Source organism: Bradyrhizobium sp. USDA 4502 (assembly GCF_054063355.1).
In genome coordinates this window covers 2,861,669-2,874,137 of sequence record NZ_JBSSGF010000001.1, presented here as the reverse complement: position 1 = coordinate 2,874,137, position 12,469 = coordinate 2,861,669, and the positions used below count along the sequence as shown (strand labels likewise).

13 protein-coding genes are annotated in these 12,469 nt (G+C 64.7%); 4 read left to right on the top strand and 9 right to left on the bottom strand.

Going from position 1 to position 12,469, the window contains the following annotated elements; genetic code table 11:
• Positions 1–26 precede the first annotated feature (26 nt).
• The 3 genes from uvrA (at position 27) to ACVW1B_RS13065 (ending at position 3,838) form a co-directional block, all read left to right on the top strand.
• On the top strand, positions 27–3,014 hold the full coding sequence (gene uvrA / locus ACVW1B_RS13075; protein WP_057018510.1) for an excinuclease ABC subunit UvrA: 2,988 nt from the start codon (positions 27–29) through the stop codon (positions 3,012–3,014).
• A 13-nt stretch (positions 3,015–3,027) separates the two neighbouring features.
• Positions 3,028–3,399, top strand: a complete 372-nt coding sequence (locus ACVW1B_RS13070) for a hypothetical protein (RefSeq protein ID WP_253608684.1) — start codon at positions 3,028–3,030, stop codon at positions 3,397–3,399.
• 76 nt (positions 3,400–3,475) lie between these two features.
• Positions 3,476–3,838, top strand: a complete 363-nt coding sequence (locus tag ACVW1B_RS13065) for an HNH endonuclease (protein ID WP_375167086.1) — start codon at positions 3,476–3,478, stop codon at positions 3,836–3,838.
• A 39-nt stretch (positions 3,839–3,877) separates the two neighbouring features.
• Here the strand turns inward: ACVW1B_RS13065 and ACVW1B_RS13060 are convergent, their stop codons facing one another.
• The 5 genes from ACVW1B_RS13060 to ACVW1B_RS13040 all read right to left on the bottom strand — a co-directional run bounded on the left by ACVW1B_RS13060 (position 3,878) and on the right by ACVW1B_RS13040 (position 7,464).
• Positions 3,878–4,246 carry a VOC family protein gene (locus ACVW1B_RS13060; RefSeq protein ID WP_253608685.1) on the bottom strand — a complete coding sequence of 123 codons (369 nt, stop codon included), beginning with the start codon at positions 4,244–4,246 and terminating at the stop codon, positions 3,878–3,880.
• Positions 4,247–4,363: 117 nt separating this feature from the next.
• Positions 4,364–4,696, bottom strand: a complete 333-nt coding sequence (locus ACVW1B_RS13055) for a PRC-barrel domain-containing protein (RefSeq protein ID WP_229158910.1) — start codon at positions 4,694–4,696, stop codon at positions 4,364–4,366.
• Positions 4,697–4,957: 261 nt separating this feature from the next.
• Entirely contained in the window at positions 4,958–5,896 is a 939-nt protein-coding gene (locus ACVW1B_RS13050) for a YVTN family beta-propeller repeat protein (RefSeq protein WP_253608686.1), read from the bottom strand.
• 102 nt (positions 5,897–5,998) lie between these two features.
• Positions 5,999–6,538 (bottom strand): SRPBCC family protein, encoded by a 540-nt coding sequence (locus tag ACVW1B_RS13045; protein ID WP_057018515.1) that lies wholly within the window; start codon positions 6,536–6,538, stop codon positions 5,999–6,001.
• Between the two features lie 158 nt (positions 6,539–6,696).
• Entirely contained in the window at positions 6,697–7,464 is a 768-nt protein-coding gene (locus ACVW1B_RS13040) for an AAA family ATPase (RefSeq protein WP_253608687.1), read from the bottom strand.
• An 83-nt stretch (positions 7,465–7,547) separates the two neighbouring features.
• Here ACVW1B_RS13040 and ACVW1B_RS13035 point away from each other — a divergent pair, with 83 nt between their 5' ends.
• Complete coding sequence (locus ACVW1B_RS13035) at positions 7,548–7,871, top strand: hypothetical protein (RefSeq protein WP_253608688.1); 324 nt, start codon at positions 7,548–7,550, stop codon at positions 7,869–7,871.
• Between the two features lie 313 nt (positions 7,872–8,184).
• Here ACVW1B_RS13035 and ACVW1B_RS13030 read toward each other — a convergent pair whose 3' ends face one another.
• From ACVW1B_RS13030 to ACVW1B_RS13015, 4 genes are all read right to left on the bottom strand, one after another.
• Complete coding sequence (locus tag ACVW1B_RS13030; protein ID WP_456792188.1) at positions 8,185–9,060, bottom strand: PCC domain-containing protein; 876 nt, start codon at positions 9,058–9,060, stop codon at positions 8,185–8,187.
• A 4-nt stretch (positions 9,061–9,064) separates the two neighbouring features.
• Entirely contained in the window at positions 9,065–10,705 is a 1,641-nt protein-coding gene (locus tag ACVW1B_RS13025; RefSeq protein ID WP_076828728.1) for an acyl-CoA synthetase, read from the bottom strand.
• Positions 10,706–10,915: 210 nt separating this feature from the next.
• Complete coding sequence (locus tag ACVW1B_RS13020) at positions 10,916–11,317, bottom strand: SPW repeat protein (RefSeq protein ID WP_253608690.1); 402 nt, start codon at positions 11,315–11,317, stop codon at positions 10,916–10,918.
• A gap of 180 nt (positions 11,318–11,497) precedes the next feature.
• The gene (locus ACVW1B_RS13015) at positions 11,498–12,442 is read right to left on the bottom strand and encodes a tetratricopeptide repeat protein (protein ID WP_456780597.1); all 945 of its coding nucleotides are present in this window, start codon (positions 12,440–12,442) and stop codon (positions 11,498–11,500) included.
• Positions 12,443–12,469: the final 27 nt, after the last annotated feature.

Below are 12,469 nucleotides of genomic sequence, written 5' to 3'. Positions count from 1 at the left end.
CCAAGCATGCGCCCGGAACCGTCGCTATGGATGAAGTGCTCAAGGCGAAGCGCCAACAGAACGCCGGCTCCTCATCGCGCGCCATCACGATCCGTGGCGCGCGCGAACACAATCTGAAGAACATCGACGTCGAGATTCCCCGCGACAAGCTCGTGGTGTTCACCGGCCTGTCCGGTTCCGGCAAATCGTCGCTCGCGTTCGACACCATCTATGCCGAGGGCCAGCGCCGCTACGTCGAGTCGCTGTCGGCTTATGCGCGCCAATTCCTCGAGATGATGCAGAAGCCGGATGTCGACCAGATCGACGGCCTGTCGCCGGCGATCTCGATCGAGCAGAAGACCACGTCGAAGAATCCGCGCTCCACCGTCGGCACCGTCACCGAGATCTACGACTACATGCGCCTGCTCTGGGCGCGCGTCGGCGTGCCCTATTCGCCGGCCACCGGCCTGCCGATCGAGAGCCAGATCGTCTCGCAGATGGTCGATCGCGTGCTGGCGCTGCCGGAAGGCACCCGTCTATATCTGCTGGCGCCGGTCGTGCGCGGCCGCAAGGGCGAGTACAAGAAGGAGCTCGCCGAGTATCTCAAGAAGGGCTTTCAGCGCGTCAAGATCGACGGCACCTTCTACGAACTGTCCGAAGCGCCCGCGCTCGACAAGAAATTCCCGCACGACATCGACGTCGTGGTCGACCGCATCGTGGTGCGTCCCGACCTCGCCCAGCGCCTTGCGGAAAGCTTTGAGACCGCGCTGAAGCTCGCCGAGGGCCTCGCCGTGATCGAATACGCCGATGCGCCGGCGGCGGCAGCGCAGGACGACAAGAAAGAGGACAAGAAGAAGACCGCCAAGATCCACGACAAGAGCGGGCCCGAGCGTATCCTGTTCTCGGAGAAGTTCGCCTGTCCGGTCTCCGGCTTCACGATCCCCGAGATCGAGCCGCGCCTGTTCTCGTTCAACAACCCCTATGGCGCCTGCCCGGCCTGCGGCGGCCTCGGCGTCGAGCAGCATATCGACGAGGACCTGGTCATCCCCGACAAGGAGCTGACCTTGCGCAAGGGCGCGATCGCGCCCTGGGCGAAATCGTCCTCGCCCTACTACATCCAGACCCTGACCGCGCTCGGCAAGCACTACAAGTTCACGCTCGACACCAAGTGGAAGGACCTCACCAAGAAGGTCCAGAACGCGCTGCTGCACGGCTCCGGCGACGACGAGATCAAGTTCTCCTATGAGGACGGCGTCCGCTCCTACGACACCAAGAAGCCGTTCGAGGGCGTCATCACCAACATCAACCGCCGCTACCGCGAAACCGAGAGCGAGTGGGCGCGCGAGGAGCTCGGCAAGTATTTCTCCGACGTGCCCTGCGAAGGCTGCAACGGCCATCGGCTGAAGCCCGAGGCACTGTGCGTTAAGATCGGCGGCAAGCATATCGGCGAGATCTCCGAGCTCTCGGTCAAGCGCGCCGGCGAATGGTTCGAGACGGTGCCGGAGGCGCTGAACGCGCAGCAGAACGAGATCGCGACGCGCATCCTGAAAGAGATCCGCGAGCGCCTGACCTTCCTGCTCGATGTCGGCCTGAACTACCTGACGCTGTCGCGCTCCTCCGGCACGCTGTCGGGCGGCGAGAGCCAGCGCATCCGCCTCGCCTCGCAGATCGGCTCGGGCCTCACCGGCGTGCTCTACGTGCTGGACGAGCCGTCGATCGGCCTGCACCAGCGCGACAATGCCCGCCTGCTCGACACGCTGAAGCGGCTGCGCGACCTCGGCAACACCGTGGTCGTGGTCGAGCATGACGAGGATGCCATCCGCCTCGCCGATTACGTGCTCGACATCGGGCCCGGCGCCGGCATGCATGGCGGCCACATCGTCGCCGAAGGCACGCCCGACCAGATCATGCGCAACCCGAAATCGCTGACCGGCAAGTATCTCACCGGCGAGCTGTCGGTGCCTGTGCCCGACCGGCGGCCGCCGAACCACCGGCGCACCATCAAGGTCGTCAACGCGCGCGGCAACAACCTCAAGAACGTCTCGGCCGAAATCCCGCTCGGCCTGTTCACCTGCGTGACCGGCGTCTCCGGCGGCGGCAAGTCGACGCTGCTGATCGACACGCTGTACCGCGCCATCGCCCGCAAGCTGAACAACGCCAGCGAAGGCGCCGCGCCGCACGACCGCATCGAGGGCCTCGAGCACATCGACAAGATCATCGACATCGACCAGTCGCCGATCGGCCGCACGCCGCGCTCCAACCCCGCGACCTATACCGGCGCCTTCACGCCGATCCGCGAATGGTTCGCCGGCCTGCCGGAGGCGAAGGCGCGCGGCTACGAGCCCGGGCGCTTCTCCTTCAACGTCAAGGGCGGCCGCTGCGAGGCCTGCCAGGGCGACGGCGTCATCAAGATCGAGATGCACTTCCTGCCGGACGTCTACGTCACCTGCGACACCTGCAAGGGCAAGCGCTACAACCGCGAGACGCTGGAGGTCCTGTTCAAGGGCAAGAGCATCGCCGACGTGCTCGACATGACGGTCGAGGAAGCCGCCGAGTTCTTCAAGGCGGTGCCGCGCGTGCGCGAGACCTTCCAGACCCTGCACCGCGTCGGCCTCGACTACATCCATGTCGGCCAGCAGGCGACGACGCTGTCGGGCGGCGAAGCCCAGCGCGTCAAGCTGGCCAAGGAATTGTCAAAGCGCGCCACCGGCCGCACGCTCTACATCCTGGACGAGCCGACCACCGGCCTTCACTTCCACGACGTGGCCAAGCTGCTCGAGGTGCTGCACGAGCTGGTCGCCCAGGGCAACACGGTGGTGGTGATCGAGCACAATCTCGAGGTCATCAAGACCGCCGACTGGGTCATCGACCTCGGCCCCGAAGGCGGCGACGGCGGCGGCGAGATCGTCGCCTGGGGCCCGCCCGAGGACATCGTCAAGGCCCCGCGCAGCTACACCGGCAAGTTCCTGGCTCCGGTGCTGAAGAAGGCGAACAGCAAGCCGAGGAAGAGCTCAGCGAGCGAGGCGGCGGAGTAAAAAGGACCTGTACGTGGACACGCGCGATCCAAAAGAGAAGGGTCTCGATGATCGGCTGAATGCGCTAACGGCGGTTCGTCCTGACTGTCTCTATTTCGCGATTACGCTGACGGCAGACGACGATGGCAAGGTTATTTTTGGAACGCAGACTGAGTGGGTGGGCTGGTCAGACGAAGACCGACGCGAAGAGCTCCGAACTGCGCGTCTCGTTTACCCACAGTTCGTGGAGCTTTGGAGGCATGCACATCAGCCCTATGCTGTTGTTCATACACCCGACGAGTTGTGTCTCTTCCTGATTGGTGGCCGGAAACGCTCTACTGGAAGAATCTCTGGGACGGTCCATTTTTCTTCGTCTCTTGGGAAGGGCCGGACGTTCGATCCATGACGGCGCGACCGGATTCATTTCGCCTGGTCTACTGCCCGAAACTGCTTTTCGGCGAGCGCCGACGCCAAAAGTAAGAATGCAGGTTTTAACGCGTGACAGGCGACGTTGCCGCATTTGCGGGCGACGTCCTGACGATTGCGAGGACGTTGTGCTTCATGTGCATCATATCCGACCATGGGAAAAGGGCGGCGTCACTGATCTGAGAAATTTGATTACTCTTTGTCACACGTGTCACGGCGGTCTAGAACCTCACCATGATCCCAGTCTTTTTCAATATTTGACGCCTGACGACCCGGTTGCTGCTCAGCTAGCTAGCTTCCGAAAGGGAGTTGCAAACTACCGCCGCGTCGGCTTTCTCTCTGGAATACAAACCAGCACTGATCGACGGATGGCATCAGCACGACGTCGCCGCAATCAACCGAGTGCGCAGCAAGCGTAGTGCTGTTGGCCCAATAGTGGTGGCTTGCCCCTACGGTCCTCACTTCCCGCGATAGGTGGCGACCTGCCAGACGTTTGCCCAGGCATCCCGGACCGTCGCGCGTCGGTCGCCATACGGCATATCCGCGGGTATCTCGATGGATTCACCGCCTGCCGCGATCGCCCGCCGATAGGTCTCGTCTACGTTCGGAACATAGACGTAGAGAAAGGCCGGCATCGCCTCGCGCACGCCTCCGCCGTCGCTGATCAGGATGATCGAGTCTCCGATCCGGATTTCCGTTGGCGCGCCGGAGCGGACTTCGCCCTGCGCATCGAAAACGTCTCGAAGAAATCTGGCCAAGCCGGTGAGGTCGCGGGTGACAATTCGCGGTATGACGGAAGGCCAGCCTGCGGACTTGAATTGGGTCATGTGCCTGACTTAGTAGCCCGCATGAGCGGAGCGATATGCGGGGTCTATCAGCCGAACAAGTTGACCGCTCCCGCATGTCGCTTCGCTCATGCGGGCTACGGTCTCTCAACCGCTCTGCTACACCGCCCAATAATTCGGGTGCGTGTAGGATCGCGAGCGGTCGCCCCAGTCGAATTCGTCGCCGTCGAATTCGGAGGGTCCTGACCGCAGATCATCCAGCGTCACCTCGGCCTCGAAGGCCTGCCGCACAGGATCAAATCGCAGCGCGGTCCATCTGACGGGATAGTGGTGATGGGTGCTCAGCACGCCGCCGGTCTTGATGATGGCGTAGGCCACCGTTCCGCTCACCTTGTCGAGCATCAGCCGCTCGATCGACCCAAGTTTCGTCCCGTCGCGCCCGAAGACGCAGACGTGCTCGACCCGGTCACTGGGCACCAAGGTATGATGCATGGCATCCTCCCTGTTTCCTGGCGTTTGTCTGATAATATAGGCCTGTCGCGCTGGTGAGCCAATGGGTCGCAGCTCGGCGACACGTCGCAGGGCGCGGTTGGCTCTATCCTGCGGCGGCGGACGCTTGCACAATTTCGGAATAATAAAAACGTACCGCTGATTTGCCCGACGCGTCAAGTCGCTTTTCCGAGTCTCGGCGGCAGCCTGCTCCTTTGCATGGGGTTGTTTTCGATATTTTGGGACACCCCACGCACCTTCCCCCTACTCCGTCCGTCTCAGGAATGCCCCGAACGCGCGCGGGCCGTCGCCGACCTTGACCTCGCCTATCACCTTCATCTCGGCGGCGTCGATCACGCTCAGCGTGTTGCTTTCCCAGTTCGCGACCAGGATGCGCTTGCCGTCGGCGGTCGCCTCGATGCCTTCGGGGTAATCGCCGACCGTAATCCGCTTCACGGGCTGCAACGTCGCGAGGTCGAACACGCTGACCTTGCCGTCATACTGGTCGGTGACGAAGCCGCGGCCCTGCGCCAGCGCCACCGCGTAGGGGCGCAGGCCGACATGCACGCGGCCGATCTCGCGCGCGGTTGCGACGTCGATCACCGAGACGTCGTTGGTGCCGACATTGGCGGTGTAGGCACGCTTGCCATCGGCATCGATGGTGACACCGAACGGCCGACTCCCGACCTTCACGATCCCCCTCCGCTCGCGCGAGGCGGTGTCGATGATGGAGACGCTGTCATCGTCGCGATCCGCCGACAGCAGCAGCAGCCCATCCGGCGTCACCGCCAGCCCGGACGGGGATGCACCGACCGCGATACTTGCGACGACACGCCGCTCTCTGGCATCGATCACCCGCACCGCGGCGGCGTACCAGTCGGCGACATAGACCGTCGCGCCGTCGGGCGCGACCGCGATGCCGAGCGGCCCGCCGCCGACATCGACCCGGCCTACCACCTTTCGCGCCGGCGCGTCGACTACCGTGACCGCCTTGGCATCCGGGCTGGTCACATAGGCGAAGCGGCCGTCATTGCTGACGGCAACGCCGGCGGGCTTGCCGCCGATCGCGATGGTCGCAACCGGCTTCGAGGTCGCGAGATCGACCACCGTGAGGTCGTCGCTGAGCTGGTTGGTGACGAACGCCTCCTCGGCATGCGCGGCGCCGAGGCTGGCAAGCAGCGCGACGAGCGCAATCGCGCGCACGGCTAAAGCCCGATGAGATTGGGACAAACCATCATCGCGCTTTAGCCCCTCGTTTTGAGCATGATCTTGTCGGAAACCGCTTCGCACTTTTCCGGATCATGCTCAGGTCCCGCTCTCGATCTTCTTCTTCAGCGCTTCGAGCCCGGCCTTGTAGAGCCCGCTCACCGCCTTCACCGCGGCCTCGTCGCTCAGTTCCGGCGGCGGATCATTGTTCGGAAAACCGCGGTAGAACGCGCCGGCCCATTCCAGCTTCGACTTGCCGTCCGGCGCCGGCGACACCGTCAGCGTCGAGGAATAATTGGTGACCGGCAGCACCTTCACGTCGACCGCCGTGATCCGGTACGAATAGCTCATCATCTCTGGTTCGTATTTGTAGAGCTCCTCGTCGATGGTAATGCCGGGCGCCAGTGTCAGCCGCCGTGTGGCGCCGATCTCGTTGCCCTTCTCGCCCTCGGTCTTGGCGACACCGGCAAGCCAGCTCATGTCCTGGAAATTGCCGATCACCGCCCACACCTTGGCCTGCGGCGCATCGATCTCGATGGATTCCCGCACCTTCTGGCGGGTCGGCCCATGGGCCCAGGCGGCCCCCAACACGGCCAATGCCGCCACCACCACGAAAGTCCGTGCGATCGTCCGCCTCATCCTTGGTCCTCTCCCGATGTCTGTCGGCCCTGCGCCGCCTGGCGCATGCCGCAGTTTATGATTGGAGGTTCTAGACTAGACCGGCAACCTGCTTCTTGCACCAGAGCGAAGTCGCGGCCGGCGGCTTCCCCGGGAGGCAAGCCTGCCGGTCAGCGGTTTCACTCCTCGATCGCCGCCTCGACGAACCCTTTCGGATCGTCGCAGAACTCGCGCATCAGCCGGTAGTGATCGGTGTCCTTCAGGCCCACCGGCTCCAGCCCACATTTGGTAACCCGCAACAGCGTCGCGTTCGGATACGCCATCAGCATCGGCGAATGCGTCGCCATGATCACCTGGCAGTGGCCGGTGCCGTTCATCCGGTGCAACAATTTGAGGAATTCGATCTGCCGCGACGGCGACAGCGCGGATTCCGGCTCGTCGAAGATGAAGATGCCCTGCCGCTGGCAACGCTCGTTGAAGAAGCGCAGGAAGCCCTCGCCGTGGGAATAGGACAGGAAGTTCGGCGGCACGTCTCCGACATCCAGCGCGGCCTCGTCGACGTAGCGCGCCACCGAGAAAAAGCTCTCGGCGCGGAAGAACCAGCCATTCGTGATCTTAGGTAGCCAGCTGGCACGCAGCGCCGACGCAAGCGAGCCGCCCATCTTCTCAACGGCATTGCCGTGGTCGACCGCGCGATAGCCCTTGCCGCCGCCGGCGTCATCATAGCCGGCCATCACGGCGATCCCCTCGAGCAGTGTCGACTTGCCGGTGCCGTTCTCGCCGACGATGATGGTGATCGCCATGTCGAAGCTGAGCTCGAATTCGTCGCGCAGCAGCGGCAGCGCGAACGGATATGCGTTGCGATTGGGAATGCGCTCGGGATCGAGCCAGACGCGCCTCAGATATGGCGCGGGCATGTTGATCGGGCGGTGTCGTCCTCTGGCCATCGGCGCGGATCCGGGGAAACAACGGCGGGTGGCCCAGTTTATATGATAGGAGCCCGCAGCAATCCTAGATGGCCGGATGTCCCATGGCTAGCAAAGCTTACGCCCTCTTCCGCAAGGCGATCCTCAACGAACAGCAAGCGGTCTGCATCTATGACGGCCGGCCGCGCGAACTCTGCCCGCACATCATCGGCCACAACAAGAGCGGTGAGGAGGTCGTGCTGGCCTGGCAGTTCGGCGGCTCGAGCTCGGGCCAACTGCCGCAATGGCGCTGCCTGCGGCTCGCTCACGTCACCGACATCAGCCTGCGCAACGGTCCTTGGCACGAGGGCGGATCGCACCGCACCGAGCAGACCTGCGTCAGCGCCATCGACCTCGACATCAACATCGATGTCCGCAAGCGGCGGTGAGTGGCCCCTGCGCCCTCTGGTCAAGAGAAGGCGGCAAAGGCGGCAAACCTCGGACAATTCATGTCGCGAGAATGCGGATGTGTGACTCGCAGATCGCGCAACAGATTAGGCGTCGTCCCGGGCAAGCGAAGCGCGACCCGGGACCTATAACCACCGAAGGTCAATAGTGCACGACGCTGGAGCCACAGCTCGCTTCGACAACGAACGTCTGTGGTTATGGGTCCCTGCTCTCGCAGGGACGACAGCGGAGGCCGCGGCGCGATATCGGCTCCGGCGAACGCCAGGACGACCGCCGGGAGAACGCGCCCGCCCCCTACGGCTGCTCCGCCTCCTCCAACACCTCCAGCGCCAGCTCCATCGTCATCAGCACCGGATTGTCGCCGCGCACCAGGCGTCCCTCGGCGATGCCGCCGAGATAGTCGACCAGTGCGATGTCGAGCTCTGCATGCAGCCGGCCATCCGCGTCCGGTGCGATCTCGCCCGCGGTCACCGCGAGCTCGGTCGCGAACGGCACCACGCTGTGGCCGTCAGTGAAGACGGCGCCGATGGTCGAGCCGACGCCGCCATGCAGCCGCGCGCGCAGGATGCCGTGCTGGCGGCAGAAGCCTTCCAGCGCGCAGGCAAAATCCTGGTTCGGCCGCAGCCGCAGCGCGAAGGCATGGCTCGTGGTCCTGGCCCCACGCGGCGCGCTGGCGACGGGACCGAACAGCTTGAAATTGGTCTCACTGTCCGCTTCGGCCAGGAACGTCGCGCCGTCGATCCCGAACGCGTTCACCTCGAACGGCTCGGCGACAATGGTTTCGTCCGGCAGCATGTGGCCGCCGTTGAAACGGCCGTCGGCTTCGGTCCACAGGCCGTGGCAATGAAAGAACGGCGCGCCGTCGCGTTCGCCGAAGGTCAGCGCCGCGAGCTTGAGCCGCGTCACGCCGTCGAGACGGAACGTGTCGCTGTAGAACGCAGCGTTGACGCCATCCTTCGACAGCGCCGGCATCACATAGGCGAACGGCCCGAGCGCGCCGCTTTTCGCGCTCAGGACGCCGCTGCAAAAGCCCTCCGCCGCAAAGCCGCGGCGCACGGCTTCGAGCAAGGGAATGCCGGCCTCGAGCACGAATGAAAAGGCGCGGCCGCGCGCGCTGACCCATTGGATGCGCTCTGGATGCGGAGCGCCAGGCTGGGCGATGCTGCGCATCGCCTCACGCTCCCGTCGATTTGGCGATCACCTCGAGCAATCCGCGCGCCTCGAGTTCGTCGCGGATCAGCCGCTTCGGCACCTTGCCGTAGCCGGACTTCGGCAGCGCCTCCCAGAAGAAGAAGCGTTTCGGCATCTTGTAGCGCGGCACTTTTGGCGCGAGATAGGCGGCAAGCTCCGCCTCCGCGACCGCCTCGGCGCCCTCGCGCGCGACGCAGACGGCGACGCCGACCTCGCCCCAGAAGGGATCGGGTACGCCGAGCACCGCGACCTCGCCGACCGCGGGATGGGTCAAGAGCTTCTCCTCGATCTCGCGCGGATAGATGTTGGAGCCGCCCGAGATGTACATGTCGGAGGCACGGCCGGTGATGTAGACGAAGCCCTCCTCGTCCATGTGGCCGAGGTCGCCGGTGCGGAACCAGCCGTCGCGAAACGCCTTCGCATTGGCCTCGGGGTTGTCGTAGTAGCCCGCGAACACGCCGGGACCGATCACGCAGATCTCGCCGGTCTCGTGCGCTTTCAGCTCGCTTCCATCGTCGCCCTGGATCGAGACCTGCATCCCGGTGCGCTCGAAGCCGCAGGTGCCGATCCGCGCATGCGGCCCGTCCTCGGGATCGTGCAGGCCGGGCGGCAGCACGGTGATGTTGCCGGTGACCTCACCGAGACCGAAATACTGCACCAGCACGCCACCGAGCTTGTTCAGCGCCGCCTTCTGGTCCTCGCGATACATCGGCGCGCCGGCGTAGATGATGTAGCGCAGCGAGGAATGGTCGTGCTGGTCGGCGGCGGGATGCTCGACCATCATCTTCAGGATGGTCGGCACCGTGAACATGTTGCTGACGCGATGCTTGGCGATCAGCCGGAAGGCTTCGGCGATGTCGAACTTCTCCGACGGCAGCAGGATGGTCGGCACGCCGCGCGCGGTCTGCACCAATTGATGCACGCCGGCGCCATGCGACAGCGGCGCCACCACCAGCGAGGCGTCCTCTTCCGTGGTGCCGGGCATCAAGTCGGCGAGATGGTTGGTGATGACGAAGGCCATCTGGCCATGGGTCAAGACCGCGGCTTTGGAGCGGCCGGTGGTGCCGGAGGTGAAGAAGAACCAGCAGGGATCGTCATAGTCGACGGCAACGTTCTCGACCACAGCGCCGGCGTGCTTGGCGATGACGTCGCCGAGCGTCGCCTCGCCGAACGTGCCCTCCTCCCCGATCTGCCAGACGAATTCGAGCGCGGGATTGGCGGCTGCCTTGGCATGTTCGGGGAAGTCGGCGTGGCACAGAAACGCCTTGGCGCCGGAGGCCGCCGCGAGATAGGCGACCTCGTCCGGCATCAGGCGGAAATTGGTCGGCACCCAGACCGCGCCGAGCCGGAAGGCCGCGAACATCGACCAGAACATCTCGTCGCAGTTCTTGGAATGCACCAGGATGCGGTCGCCCTTGACGATGCCGCGCGCCGCCAATGCCGCCGCCAGCGCCGAGACGTTCTGGTCGATGTGACGCCAGGACCAGGCCTTCTCGTTCCAGACGAAGCCGGGGCGATCGCCGTGGCGGCGGGCGTTCTGTGTCAGGATGTAGGCGAGGTTCATCACCCGGCGCGACACCCGCGCGATCCCGCCGCGCGGCGCGGCAGCAGCCGTCCCGCTCATTGCCGCCCCGCCGATACGCACAACAGACAGGGCAAGGTCAGGACGATCATCGGGTGTTTCCTCGGTCAGAACCGGGCGTCTTCAAGCGCCGCAAGGGATTGGTACCGCCCGGTTTATCGCCAAGCCGCCGCCTTCGGCAAGGCCCGCCGGGCGCGGCCCGATGATACCGCGCGCCGGCGGCGGTCAACCCGTTGTTTTCTGCCCAGCCCACTACTGCGGGTGCTTGGCAAGTTCCTGCTCGCTCAGGTTCCAGTCCTGCCACAGCTGCAACGCGCCTATAAAGGCGACCAGCGCGCCGAGCAGGATGTGCCAGAACTGCAGCGCGTGGTCCTCGGCGTAACCAAAGACCATGGGCGATGCCATCAGCCAGAGACCGAGCAGAATGCTGGCCACCTCCTCCCAGCGGTGCAGCGCGACATATTCGAGCTGGGCGATGCCGAGCACCAGCATGCCGACCATGAAGCTGTTGAGGACGAGGTGGCTGCGCTCGATATCGACGGCGCCGCTCACCTGCATCGGAAACCAGGGCGAGACCATGATCAGCACGCCGAGCAGCATGCCGAGCCAGTCCTCCCAGGGACGGTGTGTGTTGAAGAAACGATTGTCCGACATGACGAACCTCCTCCGACAAGAGGCATACGTCGGCGGCCGGCTCCGCCACTCCGTACCAGACGACCATCCAGCCGCATCAGGGGCGTATGTCTGTCATCAAACGTAATCGAACTGCATCCATCCGCAAGGCCTATCCCCCGTGCGTGAGACGCGACGGGAGCGATCGTTGCCGGCAAGATGTCACCGCGCCCCACCGAGCCGCGCCAGTGCCCCCTTGGCGCTCTGCAAATCGGGCTGCAGCTCGAGCGCCTTGCGGAAATCGGCCGCCGCGCCCTTCTTGTCGCCGAGCCGCAGCTTGGCCTGGCCGCGATTATTCCAGGAATAGACGTCGGTCGGATCGTATTGCAGCGCCTTGTCGTAATCGGCGAGTCCGCCCTTGTTGTCACCCTGAAAGAGACGGATCATGCCGCGGTTGCGCCAGCCGCGCGCATCGGTCGGCGCGATCCTCGCCGCCTCGCCATAGTCGGCGGCGGCGCGATCGAGCTGCTCGGTATCGCGATAGACATTGCCGCGGTTGATGTAGGCGAGCACGTTGGGCTCGAGCTTGATCTCGGTGGTGAAGTCGGCGATCGCATGCGCCGCGTCGCGCTTGCGGTAGTAGACGAAGCCGCGATTGCCATAGGCGGTGGCGAGCTGCGGATTGTATTTGATGGCGAGGCTGAGATCGGCCAGCGCGCGGTCGAGATCGCCCTTGTTGAGCCAGGCATCGCCGCGATTGTTGTAGGCCAGCGCGAGCGCCGGATCGATGCGGATCGCCTCGTCGTAATCGGCAATCGCATGATCGAGATCGCGCTTGAAGGCGTAGACGCGGCCGCGATTGGTGTAGGCGCAGGCATAGGCGGGATCGAGCTTGATGGCCTCGTTGAGATCGGCGAGCGCTGCATCGAGCTCGCGCTTCTCGGTCAGCCCATGGCCGCGATTGCAATACGCCCCGGCCAGCCGCTTGCCGGTCTCGGTCTTGCCGTCGATCACCGTGGTGCAGGCGGACACGCGGTCGCCGGGTGCCGTCGTCAGGCCGACGCAGGTCTGCCAGCTCGGATCGTCGGCGGCGGCGGCTTGCGGCGGGTCTGGAAGCGTCAACGCGGCGCCGAGCAACACGGCGGTCAGGCAGGCCAAAATGCGCATATCGTCAATCCACAAATGCCAATTTGC

What these genes read in the sequence shown, in the direction of transcription:
- uvrA (WP_057018510.1), top strand. Translation starts at nt 27, where the DNA reads ATGGATGAAGTGCTCAAGGCGAAGCGCCAACAGAACGCCGGCTCCTCA.
- ACVW1B_RS13065 (WP_375167086.1), top strand. Translation starts at nt 3,476, where the DNA reads ATGCAGGTTTTAACGCGTGACAGGCGACGTTGCCGCATTTGCGGGCGA.
- ACVW1B_RS13060 (WP_253608685.1), bottom strand. Translation starts at nt 4,246, where the DNA reads ATGACCCAATTCAAGTCCGCAGGCTGGCCTTCCGTCATACCGCGAATT.
- ACVW1B_RS13055 (WP_229158910.1), bottom strand. Translation starts at nt 4,696, where the DNA reads ATGCATCATACCTTGGTGCCCAGTGACCGGGTCGAGCACGTCTGCGTC.
- ACVW1B_RS13045 (WP_057018515.1), bottom strand. Translation starts at nt 6,538, where the DNA reads ATGAGGCGGACGATCGCACGGACTTTCGTGGTGGTGGCGGCATTGGCC.
- ACVW1B_RS13040 (WP_253608687.1), bottom strand. Translation starts at nt 7,464, where the DNA reads ATGGCCAGAGGACGACACCGCCCGATCAACATGCCCGCGCCATATCTG.
- ACVW1B_RS13035 (WP_253608688.1), top strand. Translation starts at nt 7,548, where the DNA reads ATGGCTAGCAAAGCTTACGCCCTCTTCCGCAAGGCGATCCTCAACGAA.
- ACVW1B_RS13030 (WP_456792188.1), bottom strand. Translation starts at nt 9,060, where the DNA reads ATGCGCAGCATCGCCCAGCCTGGCGCTCCGCATCCAGAGCGCATCCAA.
- ACVW1B_RS13025 (WP_076828728.1), bottom strand. Translation starts at nt 10,705, where the DNA reads ATGAGCGGGACGGCTGCTGCCGCGCCGCGCGGCGGGATCGCGCGGGTG.
- ACVW1B_RS13020 (WP_253608690.1), bottom strand. Translation starts at nt 11,317, where the DNA reads ATGTCGGACAATCGTTTCTTCAACACACACCGTCCCTGGGAGGACTGG.
- ACVW1B_RS13015 (WP_456780597.1), bottom strand. Translation starts at nt 12,442, where the DNA reads ATGCGCATTTTGGCCTGCCTGACCGCCGTGTTGCTCGGCGCCGCGTTG.